At 72.3% G+C, this 21136-nt stretch carries 21 protein-coding genes; 19 read left to right on the forward strand and 2 right to left on the reverse strand.

Going from position 1 to position 21136, the window contains the following annotated elements; translation table 11 throughout:
- Positions 1-184: 184 nt before the first annotated feature.
- The 3 genes from ABT129_RS36735 to ABT129_RS36745 all read left to right on the forward strand — a co-directional run bounded on the left by ABT129_RS36735 (position 185) and on the right by ABT129_RS36745 (position 3017).
- Entirely contained in the window at positions 185-811 is a 627-nt protein-coding gene (locus ABT129_RS36735) for a vitamin K epoxide reductase family protein (protein WP_351910383.1), read from the forward strand.
- A 46-nt stretch (positions 812-857) separates the two neighbouring features.
- Positions 858-2210 (forward strand): replication-associated recombination protein A, encoded by a 1353-nt coding sequence (locus ABT129_RS36740; protein WP_351910412.1) that lies wholly within the window; start codon positions 858-860, stop codon positions 2208-2210.
- Positions 2211-2324: 114 nt separating this feature from the next.
- Complete coding sequence (locus ABT129_RS36745) at positions 2325-3017, forward strand: GmrSD restriction endonuclease domain-containing protein (RefSeq protein ID WP_351910385.1); 693 nt, start codon at positions 2325-2327, stop codon at positions 3015-3017.
- Positions 3018-3034: 17 nt separating this feature from the next.
- Here the strand turns inward: ABT129_RS36745 and ABT129_RS36750 are convergent, their stop codons facing one another.
- A complete protein-coding gene (locus ABT129_RS36750; RefSeq protein WP_351910414.1) occupies positions 3035-3730 on the reverse strand; it encodes a DUF2470 domain-containing protein in 696 nt (231 codons plus the stop codon).
- Positions 3731-3936: 206 nt separating this feature from the next.
- On the opposite strand from ABT129_RS36750, the gene rpsD reads away from it, so the two are divergent.
- Positions 3937-4551 (forward strand): 30S ribosomal protein S4, encoded by a 615-nt coding sequence (rpsD, locus tag ABT129_RS36755; RefSeq protein WP_024758279.1) that lies wholly within the window; start codon positions 3937-3939, stop codon positions 4549-4551.
- A gap of 34 nt (positions 4552-4585) precedes the next feature.
- Here the strand turns inward: rpsD and ABT129_RS36760 are convergent, their stop codons facing one another.
- A complete protein-coding gene (locus tag ABT129_RS36760) occupies positions 4586-6748 on the reverse strand; it encodes an ATP-binding protein (RefSeq protein WP_351910388.1) in 2163 nt (720 codons plus the stop codon).
- Positions 6749-6904: 156 nt separating this feature from the next.
- Here ABT129_RS36760 and ABT129_RS36765 point away from each other — a divergent pair, with 156 nt between their 5' ends.
- The 15 genes from ABT129_RS36765 to nusB all read left to right on the forward strand — a co-directional run bounded on the left by ABT129_RS36765 (position 6905) and on the right by nusB (position 20893).
- Positions 6905-7342 (forward strand): DUF948 domain-containing protein, encoded by a 438-nt coding sequence (locus ABT129_RS36765; RefSeq protein WP_351910390.1) that lies wholly within the window; start codon positions 6905-6907, stop codon positions 7340-7342.
- Positions 7343-7347: 5 nt separating this feature from the next.
- Positions 7348-7689 carry a DUF6167 family protein gene (locus ABT129_RS36770; RefSeq protein WP_351910392.1) on the forward strand — a complete coding sequence of 114 codons (342 nt, stop codon included), beginning with the start codon at positions 7348-7350 and terminating at the stop codon, positions 7687-7689.
- The gene (gene alaS, locus ABT129_RS36775) at positions 7689-10358 is read left to right on the forward strand and encodes an alanine--tRNA ligase (protein ID WP_351910393.1); all 2670 of its coding nucleotides are present in this window, start codon (positions 7689-7691) and stop codon (positions 10356-10358) included. Before ABT129_RS36770 ends, alaS begins: the two co-directional genes overlap by 1 nt.
- 2 nt (positions 10359-10360) lie before the next feature.
- The gene (gene ruvX / locus ABT129_RS36780) at positions 10361-10825 is read left to right on the forward strand and encodes a Holliday junction resolvase RuvX (protein ID WP_030316278.1); all 465 of its coding nucleotides are present in this window, start codon (positions 10361-10363) and stop codon (positions 10823-10825) included.
- Positions 10826-10927: 102 nt separating this feature from the next.
- Positions 10928-12730, forward strand: a complete 1803-nt coding sequence (mltG, locus tag ABT129_RS36785) for an endolytic transglycosylase MltG (RefSeq protein WP_351910395.1) — start codon at positions 10928-10930, stop codon at positions 12728-12730.
- Positions 12730-13557, forward strand: a complete 828-nt coding sequence (locus tag ABT129_RS36790) for a shikimate dehydrogenase (RefSeq protein WP_351910397.1) — start codon at positions 12730-12732, stop codon at positions 13555-13557. Before mltG ends, ABT129_RS36790 begins: the two co-directional genes overlap by 1 nt.
- A 54-nt stretch (positions 13558-13611) precedes the next feature.
- Positions 13612-13860, forward strand: coding sequence for a hypothetical protein (locus ABT129_RS36795; protein ID WP_351910398.1), 249 nt, complete (start codon positions 13612-13614; stop codon positions 13858-13860).
- Positions 13861-13974: 114 nt separating this feature from the next.
- Positions 13975-15159, forward strand: a complete 1185-nt coding sequence (aroC, locus tag ABT129_RS36800; protein WP_351910400.1) for a chorismate synthase — start codon at positions 13975-13977, stop codon at positions 15157-15159.
- The gene (locus tag ABT129_RS36805; RefSeq protein ID WP_351910402.1) at positions 15156-15677 is read left to right on the forward strand and encodes a shikimate kinase; all 522 of its coding nucleotides are present in this window, start codon (positions 15156-15158) and stop codon (positions 15675-15677) included. The genes aroC and ABT129_RS36805 overlap by 4 nt, the downstream gene beginning before the upstream one ends.
- Positions 15674-16771: a 3-dehydroquinate synthase gene (gene aroB / locus ABT129_RS36810; protein WP_351910404.1), complete on the forward strand. Its 1098-nt coding sequence runs from the start codon at positions 15674-15676 to the stop codon at positions 16769-16771. Before ABT129_RS36805 ends, aroB begins: the two co-directional genes overlap by 4 nt.
- Complete coding sequence (aroQ, locus tag ABT129_RS36815; protein ID WP_351910406.1) at positions 16768-17214, forward strand: type II 3-dehydroquinate dehydratase; 447 nt, start codon at positions 16768-16770, stop codon at positions 17212-17214. The genes aroB and aroQ overlap by 4 nt, the downstream gene beginning before the upstream one ends.
- A gap of 539 nt (positions 17215-17753) precedes the next feature.
- The gene (locus tag ABT129_RS36820) at positions 17754-18602 is read left to right on the forward strand and encodes an AAA family ATPase (protein WP_351910416.1); all 849 of its coding nucleotides are present in this window, start codon (positions 17754-17756) and stop codon (positions 18600-18602) included.
- Positions 18603-18724: 122 nt separating this feature from the next.
- Positions 18725-19837 (forward strand): aminopeptidase P family protein, encoded by a 1113-nt coding sequence (locus tag ABT129_RS36825; RefSeq protein WP_351910408.1) that lies wholly within the window; start codon positions 18725-18727, stop codon positions 19835-19837.
- A gap of 49 nt (positions 19838-19886) precedes the next feature.
- On the forward strand, positions 19887-20453 hold the full coding sequence (gene efp, locus ABT129_RS36830; protein ID WP_056566768.1) for an elongation factor P: 567 nt from the start codon (positions 19887-19889) through the stop codon (positions 20451-20453).
- A 2-nt stretch (positions 20454-20455) separates the two neighbouring features.
- On the forward strand, positions 20456-20893 hold the full coding sequence (nusB, locus tag ABT129_RS36835) for a transcription antitermination factor NusB (protein WP_351910410.1): 438 nt from the start codon (positions 20456-20458) through the stop codon (positions 20891-20893).
- Positions 20894-21136: the final 243 nt, after the last annotated feature.

Below are 21136 nucleotides of genomic sequence, written 5' to 3' on the forward strand. Positions count from 1 at the left end.
CCTGGAACGCTCGGGGGTCGCCGCCCGCCTCGGCGAGGGAGGGATCGTGCCCGCCACACCGCAGCCGGGCCCCTCCGCTTCGCCCTTATGTCCCCCTCACTTATCCCCGCCGAACGGTGGGCCGGGTCCCCCGTACGGCAGAATGACCGTGCCCACAAGGCCCGCGAGCGAGGGAAAAGGCGACATGACGAAGGCAGCGGTGGACGAGGCCGCGTCCGGCCGGCACGAGGACGGCACGATCGGGGCGAGCAGGGCCTTCGCCTGGCTCCTCGTGATCACCGGAGCGGCCGGGGTGCTCGCCGCCTGGGTCATCACGATCGACAAGTTCAAGCTCCTGGAGGACCCCGACTTCGTCCCGGGGTGCAGCCTCAACCCGATCGTCTCCTGCGGCAACATCATGAAGAGCGAGCAGGCCTCGGTCTTCGGCTTCCCGAACCCGATGCTCGGCCTCGTCACGTACGCCATGGTGATCGCCATCGGGGTGGCCCTGCTCGCCGGCGCCCGCTACCGCCGCTGGTACTGGCTCGGCCTCAACGCCGGCACCCTCCTCGGCGTCGGTTTCTGCACCTGGCTCATGTACCAGTCGCTGTACGAGATCAACTCGCTCTGCCTCTGGTGCTGCCTGGCCTGGGTCGCCACCATCGTCATGTTCTGGTACGTGACCTCGCACAACGTCCGCCACGGCGTCATCCCCGCCCCCCGCGGCCTCAGGACCTTCTTCGACGAGTTCACCTGGATCCTCCCCGTCCTGCACATCGGGATCATCGGCATGCTGATCCTGACCCGCTGGTGGGACTTCTGGACGAGCTGACCGGCCCGGACGGCGTTGTCGGTGCGGTGACCTAGGCTTCATGACTGTGGAGCCCGACCTCTTTACCGCAGCAGCCGAAGACCGCCAGGAGAAGGACCCCGCCAGCAGCCCGCTGGCCGTCCGGATGCGCCCGCGCACCCTCGACGAGGTGGTGGGCCAGCAGCACCTGCTCAAGCCCGGATCGCCCCTGCGCCGGCTCGTCGGCGAGGGGGACGGCGGCCCCGCCGGAGCCTCCTCGGTGATCCTCTGGGGCCCGCCGGGCATCGGGAAGACCACCCTGGCGTACGTCGTCTCCAAGGCCACCAACAAGCGGTTCGTGGAGCTGTCGGCGATCACCGCGGGCGTCAAGGAGGTCCGGGCCGTCATCGACGGCGCCCGGCGCGCGGTCGGCGGCTACGGCAAGGAGACCGTCCTCTTCCTCGACGAGATCCACCGCTTCTCCAAGGCCCAGCAGGACTCACTGCTGCCCGCCGTGGAGAACCGCTGGGTGACGCTGATCGCCGCCACCACCGAGAACCCCTACTTCTCGATCATCTCCCCGCTCCTCTCCCGCTCGCTGCTCCTCACCCTGGAGCCGCTCACCGACGAGGACCTGAGCGCTCTGATGGCGCGGGCCCTCACCGGCGAGCGCGGTCTCGGCGGGGCGGTGACCCTGCCGGAGGACGCCGAGGCCCATCTCCTCCGTGTCGCCGGCGGCGACGCCCGGCGCGCGCTGACCGCCCTGGAGGCGGCCGCCGGCGCCGCGATCGCCAAGGGTGAGCCGGAGATCACGCTCCAGACGGTCGAGGAGACCGTCGACCGGGCGGCCGTGAAGTACGACCGCGACGGCGACCAGCACTACGACGTGGCCAGCGCGCTCATCAAGTCGATCCGCGGCTCCGACGTGGACGCGGCCCTGCACTACCTGGCGCGGATGATCGAGGCGGGGGAGGACCCGCGGTTCATCGCCCGCCGCCTGATGATCTCCGCGAGCGAGGACATCGGCCTCGCCGACCCGAACGCGCTGCCGATCGCGGTCGCGGCCGCCCAGGCCGTCGCGATGATCGGTTTCCCCGAGGCGGCGCTCACCCTGAGCCACGCGACCATCGCCCTGGCCCTGGCCCCGAAGTCGAACGCGGCGACGACGGCGATCGGCGCCGCCCTGGCGGACGTGCGCAACGGCCTCGCGGGTTCGGTCCCCGCCCACCTGCGGGACGGCCACTACAAGGGCGCGGCCAAACTGGGCCACGCCCAGGGCTACGTCTACCCGCACGACGTACCGGGCGGCATCGCGGCCCAGCAGTACGCGCCGGACACGATCCACGGCCGCCACTACTACGAGCCGACGCGCTACGGAGCGGAGGCGAGGTACGCGGACGTGGTGGAGCGGGTGCGAGCCCGGCTGAAGGGCGACGAGTAGGCGCCCGCCGGCGGTGGGCCCGTTCGGCGGGGCGGAACGGGTGGGCGCGGTCCACCCGCGCGGCGCCCGTGCTCCGGACCCGCACCCCGGACCCCGGACCTCTAGCCTCGCCCCATGATCCGTAGAGCGGGAGTGCTCCTCCTGGCGTTGACCGTCGTCGCGTGCGCACCCGGTCGGGCGGAGGAGCCCGCGCCCACCCCCTCGTCCGCCCTTCCCCTCGTCACCCCCGGCTTCCCGCCCACCCCCGCCGAGGCGCGGACGCGGCTCGCGGCCCTGAAGGTGGCCCGGGGCGTGAACTGGCAGATGTACGAGCGGGCGGAGTTCGGGGACGGCTGGTCCGACGAGACCGACGCCCCCGGTGGGCGCAACGGCTGTGACACCCGGGACGACGTGCTGCGCCGGGACCTCGACGACGTACGGCTCGGTGACCGGAACCCGTGCGTGGTCCTGTCCGGCGTGCTGCACGACCCGTACACCGGGGAGGAGTTGCCCTACTCGTACCGCAGGGCCTCCCGGATCCAGACCGATCACGTCGTCGCCCTCGGCGCGGCCTGGCGTGCGGGTGCCTGGGCGTGGACGCCGGAGCGGCGGCTGGCGTACGCCAACGACCTGGACGTGCTGCTCGCCACCGACAAGGCGACGAACTACGAGAAGAGCAGCAGGACCCCGGACAAGTGGCGGCCGCCACGGACGGCGTACGGGTGCGAGTACGGCCGGCGCTGGACCGGGATCAAGGCGAAGTACGGGCTCACGGTCTCGCCGCCGGAGAAGAAGGCGCTGGAGGAGCTGCTCGCCGCCTGCCGGTGACGGGTCGCGCCGGGGCCTCAGGCGCGGGCGGCCTCGAAGAGCCGGTGCATCTCGCGGCGGAGTCCGGAGATCTCCCGTACCGGCTCGGGGAAGTCGAAGCGGGCGTCGAAGCAGTCCCCGGGGCCGGAGCTGAAGCGGACCCGCAGACCGAAGCGGTCGAGGGCGAGCGGGGCGACGTCACGGCTGGGGACGAGGGAGGCCGAGCGCTCGCCGAGCAGGGCGGTCAGCTCGCGCAGCCGGTCCCCGTGGGCCGTGTGCAGATGCTGGAGGAGTTCCGTCTCGTGGGTGTGCAGCGGGTCGGGGGAGGCGGCGGCGAACTCCTCGGCGTCGATCTCGCCGGTGCCCCAGAGGTCGTCCACGCGGGCCTCGCCGACCTCGAGGCGCAGCATCGTCCGTCCGGGACCGGCCACACCGGGGAGCGAGGTGAGCCAGCCGCTGACCCAGGCGCGGCCCCGGATACGGTGGGGGACGGAGACGGGGGCGACGTCGGTGAGTTCGAGAACGACCGGCAGCTCGTCGTCCTGGGCGTGCGTGGCGGCCCGTACGGGCGGCGCGTCGGCCGGGTAGAGCAGGAAGATCTCGCCCTCGGGCCCGACCGCCCGCGCCTCGGGCGCGAGCAGCTCGGGCCGGTGGCCCTCACCCCCCGGAATCAGCAGCACTCCGGAGCATGTACTCTGTACGAGAGTTCGTGTGCGCTCGGCTGCTGACGGCATCCGCGCGATTTCAAGCCCGCTGGGACGCGGCTGACCATGAGCTGATCGGACCTCCGTCGTATCGATGCCATCCAGGGCTTCATCCGTGGATTGGGCGTCGTTCTTTGTGTTGCCGTCCGTGATGCGTGTGGTGTTCCCCGGGCGAGACATGCGATCTCCTTGAGTAAGGTGAGCCTAACCTAACCTACAACGGAGGTCTGGAGAACGTGCCTAACCAGTCGCGTCCCAAGGTCAAGAAGTCGCGTGCGCTCGGTATCGCGCTGACCCCGAAGGCTGTCAAGTACTTCGAGGCCCGCCCCTACCCGCCGGGCGAGCACGGCCGTGGCCGCAAGCAGAACTCGGACTACAAGGTCCGTCTGCTCGAGAAGCAGCGTCTGCGCGCCCAGTACGACATCAGCGAGCGCCAGATGGCCCGCGCCTACGACCGTGCCAAGAAGGCCGAGGGCAAGACGGGCGAGGCGCTGGTCGTCGAGCTCGAGCGTCGCCTCGACGCCCTGGTCCTGCGTTCGGGCATCGCCCGCACCATCTACCAGGCCCGTCAGATGGTCGTCCACGGCCACATCCAGGTCAACGGTGGCAAGGTCGACAAGCCGTCGTTCCGCGTCCGTCCCGACGACGTCGTGATGGTCCGCGAGCGCAGCCGCACCAAGCCGCTGTTCGAGGTCGCCCGTGAGGGTGGCTTCGCCGCCGACGGTGAGACCCCGCGCTACCTGCAGGTCAACCTGAAGGCCCTGGCCTTCCGCCTCGACCGCGACCCGAACCGCAAGGAAATCCCGGTCATCTGCGACGAGCAGCTGGTCGTCGAGTACTACGCCCGCTGATCCCAGCTCCGGCGAAGTACCACCCCCGCGGTGTTCAGCCCGCCGCTTCCCCGCCCTTTCCGGTGGGGGAGCCGGCGGGCTTCCGCGTTCCCGGGAGAGCGGTCGACCCGGCCCTGCGGAAGGGCCGCGGCGCGGACGCCGCGGCCGGGCCGTCGACGGCCGGATCCCGACGGGCCGCGAGCGCCCGCTCCACGACCTCCGCCGCCGAGAGCCCCTGGCCCTCCCGGAAGGCGGCGCCGTACGCCGCCGCCCCCAGCGCCTCCTCCGCCCGCTGCCGGCACAGCGTCCTCGGCGCGTCGAACGCCTCCGAGCCGAAGAGCCGGACCCCCACCGTCTCCCACACCGGCACCGCCGCCCCCTGGAGGACCGCCGCCTCCGCCGCGTGGCCCTCGCTGACCGTCACCAGGGCCAGCAGCTCGACCGCCAGGACGAGGCCCACCAGATCGCGGAAGGTGTGGTTGATGGACACGCACTCGGTGAGCAGCTCCCGCGCCTCCGCGTACGCGCCCCGGGTCCACGCCGAGTACGCCAGGACGTAGAGGGCGTACGCCCGGGCCCACAGCTCGCCCCGCTCCTCGCAGATCTCCCGCACCTCCCGGCAGAGGGCGACCGCCCCCTCCAGATCGCCCCGGAAGGCCCGCGCCAGGGCCACCTCGATCTGCCCCATCAGCACGTTGCTGTTCAGCTCACCGAGCTCGCGGTAGGCGTCGAGCGCCCGCCCGATCAGCTCCTCGGCCCTCGGCATGTCGTCCGTGAGCAGCGCGAGACAGCCCATCCGGTGCGTCGCGTACGCCTCCGCCAGCGCGTTGTGCGAGGACCTGGCCCGCTCCCCGCACTCGTGCAGCGCCGCCACCGCCGCCGTACCGTCCCCCTGGAGGACGGCCACGTAACCGAGCACCCACAGCGCCTTCAGCCGCGCCTCCTCGTGCCCCGACTCCAGGGTGAGCGACCGCTCCAGCCAGTGCCGGCCCTCGGACAGACGCCCGCAGCCCACCCACGCGAACCAGAGCGTGCCCGCCAGGTGCTGGGCGAGATGGGTGTCCTCCGGGACCTCCAGACAGAGGTCGAGAGCGGCCCGCAGGTGCGGCAGCGCCACCTCCGTCAGGGCCGCCACCTCCGCCTGGCGCGGGCTGAACCACTCCAGCTCGCACCAGGTGGCCAGGCCCATGTACCAGTCGCGGTGCCGCCGCCGCATCCGCTCGGTGTCGTCGAGCGCCGCCAGCCACTCGGCCCCGTACGCGGCGACCGTGTCGAGCATCCGGTACGCGGGACCCACGGGGGTGTCCTCCCGGGTGAGCAGCGACTGGGCGAGCAGCCCGCCGAGCAGATCCAGGACCCGCTCCGGCGGCAGCTCCGGTCCCCCGCACACGTACTCCACCGCCTCCAGGTCGAAGGGGCCGGGGAAGACGGAGAGCCGCGCCCAGAGGAGCCGCTCCTCCGGGGTGCACAGCTCGTGGCTCCAGCCGATGGCGGTGCGCAGCGTCCGGTGCCGGGGGAGCGCCCCGCGCGCGCCGTCGGCGAGGAGCCGGAAGCGGTCGTCGAGGCGGCACAGCATCTGCCGGACGGAGAGGAGCGGGAGGCGGCCGGCCGCGAGTTCGAGGGCCAGTGGAATCCCGTCGAGCCGCCGGCACAGCTCCCGTACGGCGTCCTCCCCGGCCGGAGGGGCCGGCGCGCCCGCCTCCGCCGCCCGTTCCGCGAGCAGGGTCATCGCGTCCTCCACGCCCAGCGGCGCCAGCCGGAGGACGGCCTCGCCCGCCACCCGCAGCGGCCGCCGTCCGGCCGCCAGGACGGTGAGCCCGGGGGCGCGCTCCAGGAGTTCCCGGACCAGCGGCGCGCACTGCTCGACCAGGTGCTCGAAACCGTCGACGACCAGCAGCGTCCGCCGCTCCGCGAGGTGCTCCAGAAGCACCTCGCGCGGGGTCCTCGGGGTGTGGTCGGTCAGGCCGAGCGCCTCGGCCAGGGCGTACTCGATGAGGTGGGCGTCGCGCAGCGGCGCGAGCTCGACGAGCCGGATCCCGTCGACGTAGCGTTTCTCCACGCCCGCGGCGGCCCGCAGCGCCAGCCGGGTCTTGCCGACCCCGCCCACGCCCACGACCGTGACCAGGCGGGACGCGTCGAGGAGCGCCGTCAGCGCGGCCTGCTCGGCGACCCGTCCGACGAACCGGTTCAGCTCCGCCGGGAGATTGCTCCGTCGCATGGGACACGGAGCGTACTCACCCCCGCGCTCTCCGTACAATCGGTTCCCGTAACTCCCGTCCTGCGGGCGGTAATGCGGTACGGCGGGAGAGCCCGGGCGCGATAGGCTCGGGGGACGACTTTCAACAGATCCGACGACAGCAGAGAGCGGTGCAGCGTGACCGGTGGAGAGGTTGCCGGGATCCTGGTGGCCGTCTTCTGGGCGATCCTGGTCTCCTTTCTCGCCGTGGTGCTGGTGAGGCTGGCCCAGACGCTCAGGGCGACCACCAAGATGGTGGCGGACGTGACCGAGCAGGCCGTTCCCCTGCTCGCCGACGCCTCCGCGACCGTCCGCTCGGCGCAGACCCAGCTCGACCGGGTCGACGCCATCGCCTCGGACGTCCAGGAGGTCACCTCCAACGCCTCCGCGCTCTCCTCCACGGTCGCCTCCACCTTCGGAGGCCCGCTCGTCAAGGTCGCCGCCTTCGGCTACGGGGTGCGCAAGGCGCTCGGCCGGGGCGGGGACGGCGAGGACGCGCCGCGGGCCACCTCGCGCCGTACCGTGGTCGTCGGCCGTACCGTGCCGTCCTCGCGACGCCGGAAGCAGAAGGGCTGACCGCGATGTTCCGCCGTACGTTCTGGTTCACGGCCGGCGCAGCCGCCGGCGTGTGGGCCACCGCCAAGGTCAACCGGAAGCTGAAGCAGCTGACCCCCGAGAGCCTCGCGGCCCAGGCCGCGAACAAGGCGATCGACGCCGGCCACCGCCTCAAGGACTTCGCCCTCGACGTGAGGGTGGGCATGGTCCGGCGGGAGGCCGAACTGGAGGAGGCGCTCGGCCTGGACGCACCCGACCCGGGCCATGAGCTTCCGGAGCCGCGCCGCAGGACCGCGCTCGGCACCGCCCCGTACCCGACCACGCATTCAATTCCCACGATCTCGTACAACCGGAATGAGGACCACTGATGGAGTCGGCTGAAATCCGCCGCCGCTGGCTGAGCTTCTTCGAGGAGCGCGGGCACACCGTCGTCCCTTCGGCGTCGCTCATCGCGGACGACCCGACTCTGCTGCTCGTCCCCGCCGGCATGGTGCCCTTCAAGCCCTACTTCCTGGGCGAGGTCAAGCCGCCCTTCTCGCGCGCCTCCAGTGTGCAGAAGTGTGTCCGTACGCCGGACATCGAAGAGGTCGGCAAGACCACCCGCCACGGCACGTTCTTCCAGATGTGCGGCAACTTCTCCTTCGGCGACTACTTCAAGGAAGGCGCCATCAAGCTCGCCTGGGAGCTGCTGACCTCCTCGGTCGAGCACGGCGGCTACGGGCTGGAGCCGGAGAAGCTCTGGATCACCGTCTACCAGGAGGACGACGAGGCCGAGCAGATCTGGCGCGACGTCGTCGGCGTCCCCGCCGAGCGGATCCAGCGCCTCGGCAAGAAGGACAACTACTGGTCGATGGGCGTCCCCGGACCCTGCGGCCCCTGCTCCGAGATCAACTACGACCGCGGCCCCGATTTCGGCGTCGAGGGCGGCCCGGCCGTCAACGACGAGCGGTACGTGGAGATCTGGAACCTGGTCTTCATGCAGTACGAGCGCGGTGAGGGCACGGGCAAGGACGACTTCCCGATCCTCGGCGAGCTCCCGTCGAAGAACATCGACACGGGCCTCGGCCTGGAGCGCCTGGCGATGATCCTCCAGGGCGTCCAGAACATGTACGAGACGGACACCCTCCAGGTCGTCATCGACAAGGCCACCGAACTCACCGGCGTCGCCTACGGCAAGGCCCACGACAGCGACGTCTCGCTGCGCGTCGTCGCCGACCACATGCGCACGTCCGTCATGCTCATCGGCGACGGCGTCACCCCCGGCAACGAGGGCCGCGGCTACGTCCTGCGCCGCATCATGCGCCGCGCCGTCCGCAACATGCGCCTGCTCGGCGCCACCGGTCCGGTGGTCCAGGAGCTCGTCGACACCGTGATCGACACGATGGGCGAGCAGTACCCGGAGCTCGTCACCGACCGCAAGCGCATCGAGACCGTCGCCCTCGCCGAAGAGGCCGCCTTCCTGAAGGCCCTCAAGGGCGGCACCAACATCCTCGACACCGCCGTCACCGAGACCAAGGCCTCCGGCGGCACGATCCTCTCCGGCGACAAGGCGTTCCTGCTCCACGACACCTGGGGCTTCCCGATCGACCTCACCCTGGAGATGGCCGCCGAGCAGGGCCTCGCCGTGGACGAGGACGGCTTCCGCCGCCTGATGACGGAGCAGCGGGACCGCGCCAAGGCCGACGCCAGGGCCAAGAAGACCGGCCACGCCGACGTCACCTCGTACCGGGAGATCGCCGACACCAGCGGCGCCACCCAGTTCACCGGCTACACCAACACCGAGGGCGAGACCACGGTCGTCGGTCTCCTCGTCAACGGCGTTCCCGCGCCGGCCGCCTCCGAGGGCGACGACGTCGAGGTCGTCCTCGACCGCACCCCCTTCTACGCCGAGGGCGGCGGCCAGATCGCCGACCAGGGCCGGATCAAGCTGCACAGCGGCGCCGTCATCGAGGTCCGCGACGTCCAGCAGCCGGTCCCGGGCGTCTCCGTGCACAAGGGCTCCGTGCAGGTCGGCGAGGTGACCGTGGGCGCCACCGCCTACGCCACCATCGACGTGCGCCGCCGCCGGGCCATCGCCCGTGCCCACTCGGCCACCCACCTCACCCACCAGGCGCTGCGCGACGCCCTCGGCCCGACGGCCGCCCAGGCCGGTTCCGAGAACCAGCCCGGCCGCTTCCGCTTCGACTTCGGTTCGCCGAACGCCGTGCCCGGCGCGGTCCTCACCGACGTCGAGCAGAAGATCAACGAGGTCCTCTCGCGCGAGCTGGAGGTCCACGCCGAGGTCATGCCGATCGACGAGGCTAAGCGCCAGGGCGCCATCGCCGAGTTCGGCGAGAAGTACGGCGAGCAGGTCCGCGTCGTCACCATCGGCGACTTCTCCAAGGAGCTGTGCGGCGGTACGCACGTCCACAACACCGCGCAGCTGGGTCTGGTGAAGCTGCTCGGCGAGTCCTCCATCGGCTCCGGCGTGCGTCGCATCGAGGCCCTCGTCGGCGTCGACGCGTACAACTTCCTCGCCAGGGAGCACACGGTCGTCGCCCAGCTCCAGGAGCTGGTCAAGGGCCGCCCGGAGGAGCTGCCGGAGAAGATCTCCTCCATGCTCGGCAAGCTGAAGGACGCCGAGAAGGAGATCGAGAAGTTCCGCGCGGAGAAGGTCCTCCAGGCCGCCGCCGGGCTCGTCGACTCCGCCCAGGACATCCGCGGCGTCGCCCTGGTGACCGGTCAGGTCCCGGACGGCACCGGCGCCGACGACCTGCGCAGGCTCGTCCTCGACGTGCGCGGGCGCATCTCGGGCGGCCGCCCGGCCGTCGTCGCCCTGTTCACCACGGCCAACGGCAAGCCGCTGACCGTCATCGCCACCAACGAGGCCGCCCGCGAGCGCGGTCTCAAGGCCGGCGAGCTGGTCCGCACCGCCGCCAAGACCCTCGGTGGCGGTGGCGGCGGCAAGCCGGACGTCGCCCAGGGCGGCGGCCAGAACCCGGAGGCCGTCGGCGAGGCCATCGCCGCCGTCGAGCGCCTCGTGGTGGAGACCGCGTGACGATGCGCCGCGGCCGCCGTATCGCGGTGGACGTCGGGGACGCCCGGATCGGGGTCGCCTCGTGCGACCCCGACGGGGTCCTCGCGACGCCGGTGGAGACCGTGCCGGGGCGTGACGTCCCGGCCGCCCACCGGCGGCTCCGCCAGATCGTCGAGGAGTACGAGCCGATCGAGGTCGTCGTGGGTCTGCCCCGCTCGCTCAGCGGGCGGGAGGGCCCGGCCGCGACGAAGGTCCGTGCCTTCGCCGGGGAGATGGCCAAGGGCATCGCCCCGGTGCCGGTCCGGCTGGTCGACGAGCGGATGACCACGGTCACCGCGACCCAGGGGCTGCGGGCCTCCGGGGTGAAGGCGAAGAAGGGGCGGTCCGTCATCGACCAGGCCGCCGCTGTGATCATCCTTCAGAACGCTCTTGAGTCCGAACGGGTATCAGGTAATCCGCCCGGTGAGGGCGTCGAAGTGGTCATCTGATCGCGATACGGTAACGTTCCGCGCGATGCGGCGGTGTTCGAACAGCTGCCGCACTACGTAGAGGCGGATCGTCCGGAAGCCTCGCGGCTGTTTTGGGGATCGATGACTGAGTATGGCCGGAGCCCAGGCTCCGAACCGTGGCACCCCGGGGACCCGCTCTACGGGGACCAGGGGTGGGAGGGCCAGCAGCAGTACCCGCATCCGCAGCAGCCGAACCAGTACGGCCAGGGCGGTCACGGTTACGAGGACTCGTACGGCCAGGGAGGCCAGGGCTACGAGGCCGACCCGTACCAGCAGCATGCTCAGCAGCAGTACCAGCAGCAGCCGCAGGGGTACGTCGACCCGCAGCAGTACCAGCAGCAGGCGCAGCAGCACCAGCAGCAGGCGCAGCAGCACCAGCAGCAGGCGCAGCACCAGCCTCAGCAGTACCAGCAGTCGTACGAACAGCAGCAGTACGGGACGGGGTACCCGGGCGGTTACGACACGCCCGGGAACCTCGGACAGCAGTACGACGGCAACTGGGAGACGGGCCAGGCGGCCATGCCGTACGGCACGCCCCCGGCCGATCCGTACGGCGGTCAGAACCCGGACCTCTACGGCACCCCCGAGGCCTACCCCCCGCCCCAGCCCCCCGGCCGCCGGCAGAACCCGCCGGAGCCGGTCGTCGACTGGGAGCCGGAGGAAGAGGCGCGTCCCGAGCCGGAGGAGGAGAAGCACCCCTTCTTCACCGGTGACGACGAGCCGGACGACGGTGACGAGGAGGAGCCCGGTCGCGGCGGCCGAAGCCCCCGCGGCGGCGATCGCGAACGCCGGAGCAAGGCGAAGAAGCGCAAAGGCAAGAACGGCGCGGCCTGCCTGGTCGTCGCGGTCGTCCTGGTCGGCGGCGTCGGCGGCATCGGGTACTTCGGCTACCAGTTCTGGCAGGGCCAGTTCGGCGCGGCCGAGGACTACGTGGGCAGCGGCAGCGGGGACATCCAGATCGAGATCCCCAAGGGCGCGTACGGCAACGAGATCGGCAACATCCTGAAGAAGGCGGGCGTCGTCAAGAGCGTCGACGCCTTCGTCTCGGCGCAGCTGCAGAACCCGAAGGGCAACTCCATCCAGGCGGGCGTCTACACGCTCAAGAAGGAGATGTCGGCGGAGAGCGCGGTCACGCTGATGCTCGACCCGGCCAGCCAGAGCAACTTCGTCATCCCCGAGGGCCGGCGCAACGTCTGGGTCTACGAGCAGATCGACAAGAAGCTCGGCCTCGAAGCCGGTACGACGAAGGGCATCGCCAAGACCCGGGCCGGCGAGCTCGGCCTCCCGGAATGGGCGGTGAACCACAAGAACGTGAAGGACCCGCTGGAGGGCTTCCTCTTCCCGGCGAGCTACCCGGTGGCCAAGGGCAGCAAGCCCGAGGACGCGCTCCGCAAGATGGTCGGCCGCGCGAACCAGGAGTACGCCAAGCTCGACCTGGAGGCCAAGGCGCAGGAGCTCGGGGTCGACAGCCCCTGGGAGATCGTCACGATCGCCAGCCTCGTCCAGGCGGAGGGCACGTCGCACGACGACTTCCGCAAGATGGGAGAGGTCGTCTACAACCGGCTCAAGCCGTCGAACCCGCAGACCTTCGGCGGGCTCGAGTTCGACTCGACGTACAACTACATCAAGAACCAGAGCAAGCTGGACCTCTCGCTCGCGGAGGTCCGGAAGTACAACAGCCCGTACAACACGTACTTCGTCAAGGGTCTGCCGCCCGGTCCGATCGGCAACCCCGGACTGGAGGCGCTCCAGGGCGCGCTCAACCCGACGAACGACGGGTGGTACTACTTCATCTCGCTCGACGGCAAGACCTCCAAGTTCACGAGGACGAACGCCGAGCACCAGAAGCTCGTCGACCAGTTCAACGAGTCGAGGAAGAACTGATGGCGTCACCACGCCGCGCGGCGGTCCTGGGATCGCCGATCGCCCACTCGCTCTCCCCGGTCCTGCACCGGGCCGCGTACGCCGAACTCGGCCTCGACGGCTGGTCGTACGACCGCTTCGAGGTCGACGAGGCCGGGCTCGCCGGCTTCGTCGGCGAACTGGACGGCACCTGGGCCGGGCTCTCGCTGACCATGCCGCTCAAGCGGGCGATCATCCCGCTGCTCGACGAGATCAGCGAGACGGCCGCCTCCGTCGAGGCGGTGAACACCGTCGTCCTCCGCGAGGACGGGCGACGGGTCGGCGACAACACGGACATCCCCGGCATGATCGCGGCCCTGCGCGAGCGGGGCGTCGAGAAGGTGGACTCGGCGGCGATCCTCGGCGCCGGAGCCACCGCCTCCTCCGCGCTCGCCGCGCTGGCCCGGATCTGCGCCGGGCCCGTCACCGCGTACGTACGGAGCGAGGCGCGCGCCGAGGAGATGCGGGGCTGGGGCGAGCGGCTCGGGGTGGACGTCCGTACCGCGGCCTGGGACGACGCGGCGGAGGCGTTCACCGCCCCGCTGGTCGTCGCGACCACCCCGGCCGGTACGACGAACGCCCTGGCGAGCGCCGTGCCGGACACCGCGGGGACCCTCTTCGACGTCCTGTACGACCCCTGGCCGACGGCGCTCGCCGCGGCCTGGTCCGAGCGCGGCGGAAAGGTGGTCGGCGGCCTCGACCTCCTCGTCCACCAGGCCGTCCTCCAGGTCGAGCAGATGACCGGCGTCCCCAGGGCGCCGCTGGCCGCGATGCGCGCGGCGGGGGAGCGGGCGCTGGCCGCCCGGTAGGGAACGGACGGCGCCGGGGACCGACCGGCGCCGCAGGGGGAGAGCACGGGGGACATGAGCGGGGAACTGGTGTTGGCGTCCAAGTGGGACGCCGCTTTCGACGTGGTGCGATTTCTCTGGGTGGGGTTCTTCAGCGACCTGCCCGCATGGGCGCGGTACACCGTGCTGGGACTTTTCGGATCGACCGTCGTGTACGGCTTCGTCTCCTGGCTGCGGAAGCGTTCCGCCCACGCCCCGGAGGACGAGGAGCCCCTCCAGGAGGGGGAGCGGACCCTCCCGGAGGGCGGGACGCGCGTCCGATAGCTGGACCGGCGACCAAGTGGACGCCCCGGACGTGGGAGGATCGGGGATGGCGGGCCAGGGCCGCGCACCCGGCCGCGCCGTCGCAGTGCCCAGGCGCGAGCATGAGGAGCATCGTTGAGCAGGTTGCGTTGGCTGACCGCTGGGGAATCCCACGGACCCGCGCTGGTCGCGACGTTGGAGGGTCTTCCCGCCGGCGTCCCGGTCACCACAGAGCTGGTGGCGGACCACCTCGCGCGGCGACGCCTCGGCTATGGGCGTGGCGCCCGGATGAAGTTCGAGCAGGACGAGATCACCTTCCTGGGCGGAGTCCGCCACGGACTCTCCCTCGGCTCCCCGATCGCCGTCATGGTCGGCAACACCGAGTGGCCCAAGTGGGAGAAGGTCATGTCGGCCGACCCGGTCGACCCCGCCGAGCTCAAGGAGACGGGCCGCAACGCCCCCCTGACCCGGCCCCGGCCCGGCCACGCCGACCTCGCCGGCATGCAGAAGTACGGCTTCGACGAGGCACGGCCGATCCTTGAGCGCGCCAGCGCCCGGGAGACCGCCGCCCGTGTCGCGCTCGGCGCCGTCGCCCGCTCCTTCATCAAGGAGGCCGCGGGCATCGAGATCGTGTCGCACGTCGTCGAGCTGGCCGCCGCCAAGGCGCCGTACGGCGTCTACCCGACCCCCGCCGACGTCGAGAGGCTCGACGCCGACCCGGTCCGCTGCCTCGACGCCGACGCGTCGAAGGCGATGGTCGCGGAGATCGACCAGGCCCACAAGGACGGCGACACCCTCGGCGGAGTCGTCGAGGTCCTGGCCTACGGCGTCCCCGTCGGCCTCGGTTCGCACGTCCACTGGGACCGGCGTCTCGACGCCCGGCTCGCCGCGGCCCTCATGGGCATCCAGGCCATCAAGGGAGTCGAGGTCGGCGACGGCTTCGACCTGGCCCGCGTGCCCGGCTCGAAGGCCCACGACGAGATCGTCCGCACCGAGGACGGCATCAAGCGCACCTCCGGCCGCTCCGGCGGCACCGAGGGCGGCCTGACCACCGGCGAGCTGCTGCGCGTCCGCGCCGCGATGAAGCCCATCGCGACCGTCCCGCGCGCCCTCGCCACCATCGACGTCGCCACCGGCGAGGCCGCGGCCGCCCACCACCAGCGTTCCGACGTGTGCGCCGTCCCCGCCGCCGGCATCGTCGCCGAGGCCATGGTCGCGCTCGTCCTCGCGGACGCCGTCGTCGAGAAGTTCGGCGGCGACAGCGTCCCCGAGACCCGCCGCAACGTGCGGTCGTACCTCGACAACCTGTCCATCCGGTGACCGCCGGGCCACTGGTCGTCCTCGTCGGACCCATGGGCTCCGGCAAGTCCACGGTGGGCGCGCTCCTGGCCGAACGGCTCGGCGCGCCCTACCGGGACACCGACGCCGACATCGTCGCCGCCGAGGGACGCGAGATCTCCGACATCTTCGTCGAGGACGGCGAGGAGCACTTCCGCGCCCTCGAACGGGACGCGGTCGCCGCGGCCGTCGCCGGACACGAGGGCGTCCTCGCCCTCGGCGGCGGCGCGATCCTCGACGCCGGCACCCGCGCCCTCCTCGCCGGGCTGCCCGTCGCGTACCTCTCGATGGACGTCGAGGAGGCGGTCCGGCGCGTCGGCCTGAACACCGCGCGGCCGCTGCTCGCCGTCAACCCGCGCCGCCAGTGGCGCGAGCTGATGGAGGCGCGCCGCCATCTGTACACCGAAGTCGCGCGGGCCGTCGTCACGACCGACGACCGCACCCCCGAAGAGGTCGCGGACGCGGTCCTCTCGGCACTGGATCTGAAGAAGGACGCATGACGACGGACCAGGAAGTCACCCGCATCCCTGTCGCGGGCAGCGCGGGCACGGATCCGTACGAGGTGCTGGTCGGCCGGCAGCTGCTCGGCGAGCTCCCGGCCCTGATCGGCAACCAGGCCAAGCGGGTCGCCGTGATCCACCCGGAGGCGCTCGCCGACACGGGTGAGGCGCTCCGCGCCGACCTCGCGGACCAGGGCTACGAGGCGGTCGCCATCCAGGTGCCGAACGCCGAGGAGGCGAAGACCGTCGAGGTCGCCGCCTACTGCTGGAAGGCGCTCGGCCAGACCGGCTTCACGCGCAGCGACGTCGTCGTCGGTGTGGGTGGCGGCGCCACCACCGACCTGGCCGGCTTCGTGGCCGCGACCTGGCTGCGGGGCGTCCGCTGGATCGCCGTGCCGACCACGGTCCTGGCCATGGTCGACGCGGCCGTCGGCGGCAAGACGGGCATCAACACCGCCGAGGGCAAGAACCTCGTCGGCGCCTTCCACCCGCCCGCCGGGGTCCTCTGCGACCTGGCCGCCCTCGACTCGCTGCCGGTCAACGACTACGTCAGCGGTCTCGCGGAGATCATCAAGGCCGGCTTCATCGTCGACCCGGTGATCCTCGACCTCATCGAGGCGGACCCGCAGGCCGCCCGCACCCCGGCCGGCCCGCACACCGCCGAGCTGCTCGTCCGCTCGATCCAGGTCAAGGCCGAGGTCGTCTCCGGCGACCTCAAGGAGTCCGGCCGCCGGGAGATCCTCAACTACGGCCACACCCTCGCCCACGCCATCGAGAAGAACGAGCGGTACAAGTGGCGTCACGGCGCCGCCGTCTCCGTCGGCATGGTCTTCGCCGCCGAACTCGGCCGCCTGGCCGGGCGCCTCGACGACGCCACCGCCGACCGGCACCGCGCCGTCCTGGAGTCCGTCGGGCTGCCGCTCACCTACCGCGGCGACCAGTGGCCGAAGCTCCTGGAGACCATGCGGGTCGACAAGAAGTCCCGCGGCGACCTGCTCCGCTTCATCGTGCTCGACGGCATCGGCAGGCCGACCGTCCTGGAGGGCCCCGACCCGGCGGTCCTGATCGCCGCGTACGGCGAGGTGTCGGCGTGAGCGAGCCGCGTCCGGTTCTGGTGCTCAACGGCCCCAACCTCGGCCGGCTCGGCTCCCGCGAGCCCGACATCTACGGCGCCACCTCCTACAAGGGGCTCGTCGAGTCCTGCCGCACCCTCGGCGCGGAGCTCGGCTTCGACGTCGAGGTGCGGGAGACCAACGACGAGGGCGAGATGATCCGCTGGCTCCACGAGGCGGCCGACCGTTCGGTCCCCGTGATCATCAACCCGGGTGCGTTCACCCACTACTCGTACGGGATGCGGGACGCGGCCGCGCAGCGGACGGCCCCGCTGATCGAGGTGCACATCTCGAACCCCTACGGCCGGGAGGAGTTCCGGCACACCTCGGTCGTCGCGGCCGTGGCGACCGGGACGGTCGCCGGGTTCGGGATCGGTTCCTACCGGCTGGCCCTGCGGGCGCTCGCCGAGGAACTGGCCGGCTGAGAGGGCACCAGGCCGGCCGGGCACCAGGGGGAGTCCCCGGCCGTTCCCCGTGTGGGGGCCGGGGGCGGTAACGTTCCGGCGCACCGGATACATCAGGCGTACGAGCGTACGAGACGGAGTGGCACCGGATGCAGCACGCAGTGGGGGGTCCGCTGCCACCGCCCGAGCGATCGGGCCAGGCGCCCGGCCAGAGCACTGCCCAGGGCTCCGGCCCGGGGCAGGGGCCCGGCGTCGGGCAGGGACCGGGCCCCGGGGTCGCGCAGAGCCCGGGCGTCGGGCAGAGCCCTGGCCCCGGACTCGGGCAGGGACCCGGAGCCGGACAGGGTTCCGGCCTCGGGCAGGGACCCGTTCCCGGATCCGGTCCTGGTCAGGGCTCCGGCCTCGGGCAGGGACCCGTTCCGGTGTCCGGGGGCGGCCCCGGTGCCGGACCCGAGACCGTCCCCGGTGCGGGGAGCGGTGTCCAGGGCGGGAGTCCGCCCGTTCCGCCGCCTCCGCCGGGCACCCCGTACCCCGGGCCGCCCGCCGGGCCCCGGCTCGGTGTGCACCCGACCGTCCAGGCCGGCGGCCCCGGGCCGTCGCACGCCGCGCCGTCGCACGCCTCGCCGCCCCCGCGTACCGCTCCTCCGCAGGCCTCGCCCCCCGCGGGGCCCGGGGCGGCCGGCTGGGGCGCCCCCGGAGCGGCGCCGCAGCGTTCCGGCGGGCCGCAGCACCCGGGCGGCTCCCACTACCCCGGCGTGGCTCCCCAGCGAGGCGACCTCACCGGCCAGGTACCGCTGCCGCCCGTCGCCGCGCCGCTCGCGCCGCCGGTGGAGCACGGCCTCGGTACCGGCGCGGCCACCCTCGCCGTCCTCCTCATCGGCCCGGCGGGGGCCGGGAAGACGACCGTGGCCCGGCACTGGGCCCAGCGCCGCCGGGTGCCCACCGCGCACATCAGCCTCGACGACGTCCGCGAGTGGGTCTGCTCCGGTTTCGCCGACCCTCAGTCCGGGTGGAACGAGCACTCCGAGGCGCAGTACCGGCTCGCCCGCCGCACCTGCGGCTTCGCCGCGCGCAACTTCCTCGCCAACGGCATCTCCTGCATCGTCGACGACGCCGTCTTCCCCGACCGGCCCGTCGTCGGCCTGGGCGGCTGGAAGCGCCATGTCGGCCCCGGCCTCCTGCCGGTGGTGCTCCTGCCCGGCCTGGAGGTCGTCCTGGAGCGGAACGCCGAGCGCAGCGGCAACCGGCGCCTCTCGGACGAGGAGGTCGCCGCCATCCACGGACGCATGGCCGGCTGGTACGGCTCCGGCCTGCCGATCATCGACAACTCCACGTACGACGTCGAGACCACCGCCCGGGTCCTCGACGACATCCTCGCCCGGGCGATCGCCAGCCCGCCCACCTGGTGACCTCCGGGGCTGCCGGGCCGGTCCCCGGACCGGCGCGGGGCCCCGGCCGGGAGGGCGGGCCCCCTGCCTCGGGCGGCCGCGCAGAACAGGCCGCCGCGGCGCGCTGCTCGTAGGCTCGGAGCATGTCAGAGGTGTATGCGGACCGCCGTGTACGGCTGCGCGATCGCTGCGCGGCCGCGGGCAGCCCGGCGGCCCTGGTCTCCCGCCCCGCCAACGTCCGCTATCTCGCGGGTGGCTCGCCCCCCGGCGCGGTCCTCCTCGTCGGGCCCGAGCCGGACGCGGACGTCCTGCTCTGCGCGGTCGCGCCCAGCGGTGAACCGGCCGACGGACGGCTCGACGAACTCCTCCGCCGGCAGGTCCTCCCCGTGGGGGGCGCGGATCCGGCCGTCGCCGCCGTCGACCTCGCCCGCCGGGCGGGCGCCGACGCGCTCGCCGTCGAGGAGCACGATCTGACGGTGGCCCGTCACCGGGCCATGGGCTCCGTCGCGCCCGGACTGCGTCTCGCCGACCTCGCCTGCGCCGTCGAGCAGCTCAGGATCGTCAAGGACGAGGACGAGATCGCCTGTCTGCGCATCGCCGCCGAGATCGCCGACCAGGCGCTCGGCGAGCTCCTGGAGTCGATCCTGGTGGGGCGGACCGAGCGCCACCTCGCGTTGGAACTGGAGCGGCGCCTCGTCGACCACGGCGCCGACGGCGCCGCCTTCCCCACCTCGGTGGCCACCGGCCCGCACTCCGGACGGCGTGGCCACCGGCCGACCGACCGCCGGGTCGAGGAGGGTGATTTCCTCTCCGTCTGTCTCGGCGCCGACTACCGCGGCTACCGGTGCGAGATCGGTCGCACCTTCGTCATAGGGACGGCCCCGGCCGACTGGCAGATCGAGCTGTACGAGCTCGTCTTCGCCGCTCAGCGGGCCGGACGGGAGTCCCTGGTACCGGGCGCGGAGTACCGGGACGTGGACCGGGCGGCCCGCCAGATCCTGGACGCGGCGGGGCACGCGGAGGCCGCCGTACCCCTCACCGGGCACGGGGTGGGGCTCGAAATCGACGAGGACCCGCAGCTCTCACCCTCGGCCATGGGTAAACTGGACGCTTGTGTGCCGGTCACCGTCGAACCGGGGGTCCACCTCCCGGGCCGGGGCGGGGTCCGGATCGATGACACGCTCGTCGTGCGCCAGGAGGCGGACGGCGGACCCGAGCTACTCACCATCACGACCAAGGAGCTGCTCGCGCTGTGAGGCGCGTACGCCTCCACGGTCCCACGTCAGTCCAGGAGATTTCGCAACCGTGGCTTCCACGAACGACCTCAAGAACGGCATGGTGCTCAAGCTCGACGGCGGCCAGCTCTGGTCCGTCGTCGAGTTCCAGCACGTCAAGCCCGGCAAGGGCCCGGCCTTCGTGCGCACCAAGCTGAAGAGCGTGCTCTCCGGCAAGGTCGTCGACAAGACGTTCAACGCCGGCACCAAGGTCGAGACGGCCACCATCGACCGCCGCGACATGCAGTTCTCCTACATGGACGGCGACTACTTCGTCTTCATGGACGAGGAGACCTACGACCAGCTGATGGTCGACCGCAAGTCGGTCGGCGACGCCGCCAACTTCCTGATCGAGGGCTTCACCGCCTCGGTCGCCCAGCACGAGGGCGAGGTGCTCTACGTCGAGCTCCCGGCCGCCGTCGAGCTGGTCATCAAGCACACCGACCCGGGCGTCCAGGGCGACCGCTCCACCGGCGGCACCAAGCCCGCCACGCTGGAGACCGGCCACGAGATCCAGGTCCCGCTCTTCATCAGCACCGGCGAGAAGGTCAAGGTCGACACCCGCACCAGCGACTACCTCGGCCGGGTGAACAAGTAACCGTGGCCGCTCGGAGCAAGGCGCGCAAGCGCGCCTTCCAGATCCTCTTCGAGGCGGACCAGCGTGGTGCCTCCGTCCAGGAGGTCCTCGCGGACCAGGTCCGGCACGCGCGGTCGGACGACCGTCAGCCGCCGGTCAACGATTTCACCATGCAGCTGGTCGAGGGATACGCCGCCCACGTGGCGCGGATCGACGAGCTCATCGCGACCTACGCGGTGGACTGGGACCTCGACCGGATGCCCGTCGCCGACCGGAACATCGTGCGCCTCGGCGCGTACGAGCTGATCTGGGAGGACGGCACGCCGGACGCGGTCGCGATCGACGAGGCGGTGCAGCTCGCCAAGGAGTTCTCCACGGACGAGTCCCCGACCTTCGTCAACGGTCTGCTGGCGCGCTTCAAGGACTTGAAGCCGCGTCTGCGCCGGGACGCCGACGCCTGAGTCGGTAGACGTCACCGGCAGTCGAAGGGGCCCGCAGCACTCGTGCTGCGGGCCCCTTCGGCGTACCTCCGGCTCCCGGTGGTCCCCCGGCCGCACGGCCCTCGTACCGCCGGCCGTACAGCCGTTCGGCCCGGCTGCGGAAAAGCGCCCGGGGGGGCGTCCGGGCGGTGGTGGCGGCCCCGGCGGCCCTGGTCGTGGGGGGCGGGCTGACGGGGGGGGTCCAGAACGCAAGAGCACACCGCA

This window comes from Streptomyces sp. NPDC002057 (assembly GCF_040296665.1).
Lineage (GTDB): Bacteria > Actinomycetota > Actinomycetes > Streptomycetales > Streptomycetaceae > Streptomyces.

Bases quoted from the DNA above. Each gene is read 5' to 3' on its own strand.
- ABT129_RS36745 (WP_351910385.1), top strand. From the start codon at position 2,325: ATGATCCGTAGAGCGGGAGTGCTCCTCCTGGCGTTGACCGTCGTCGCG.
- ABT129_RS36770 (WP_351910392.1), top strand. From the start codon at position 7,348: ATGTTCCGCCGTACGTTCTGGTTCACGGCCGGCGCAGCCGCCGGCGTG.
- ABT129_RS36825 (WP_351910408.1), top strand. From the start codon at position 18,725: ATGTCAGAGGTGTATGCGGACCGCCGTGTACGGCTGCGCGATCGCTGC.
- mltG (WP_351910395.1), top strand. From the start codon at position 10,928: ATGACTGAGTATGGCCGGAGCCCAGGCTCCGAACCGTGGCACCCCGGG.
- ABT129_RS36750 (WP_351910414.1), bottom strand. From the start codon at position 3,730: ATGCCGTCAGCAGCCGAGCGCACACGAACTCTCGTACAGAGTACATGC.
- alaS (WP_351910393.1), top strand. From the start codon at position 7,689: ATGGAGTCGGCTGAAATCCGCCGCCGCTGGCTGAGCTTCTTCGAGGAG.
- ABT129_RS36735 (WP_351910383.1), top strand. From the start codon at position 185: ATGACGAAGGCAGCGGTGGACGAGGCCGCGTCCGGCCGGCACGAGGAC.
- ABT129_RS36790 (WP_351910397.1), top strand. From the start codon at position 12,730: ATGGCGTCACCACGCCGCGCGGCGGTCCTGGGATCGCCGATCGCCCAC.
- ABT129_RS36795 (WP_351910398.1), top strand. From the start codon at position 13,612: ATGAGCGGGGAACTGGTGTTGGCGTCCAAGTGGGACGCCGCTTTCGAC.
- ruvX (WP_030316278.1), top strand. From the start codon at position 10,361: ATGCGCCGCGGCCGCCGTATCGCGGTGGACGTCGGGGACGCCCGGATC.
- ABT129_RS36760 (WP_351910388.1), bottom strand. From the start codon at position 6,748: ATGCGACGGAGCAATCTCCCGGCGGAGCTGAACCGGTTCGTCGGACGG.
- aroB (WP_351910404.1), top strand. From the start codon at position 15,674: ATGACGACGGACCAGGAAGTCACCCGCATCCCTGTCGCGGGCAGCGCG.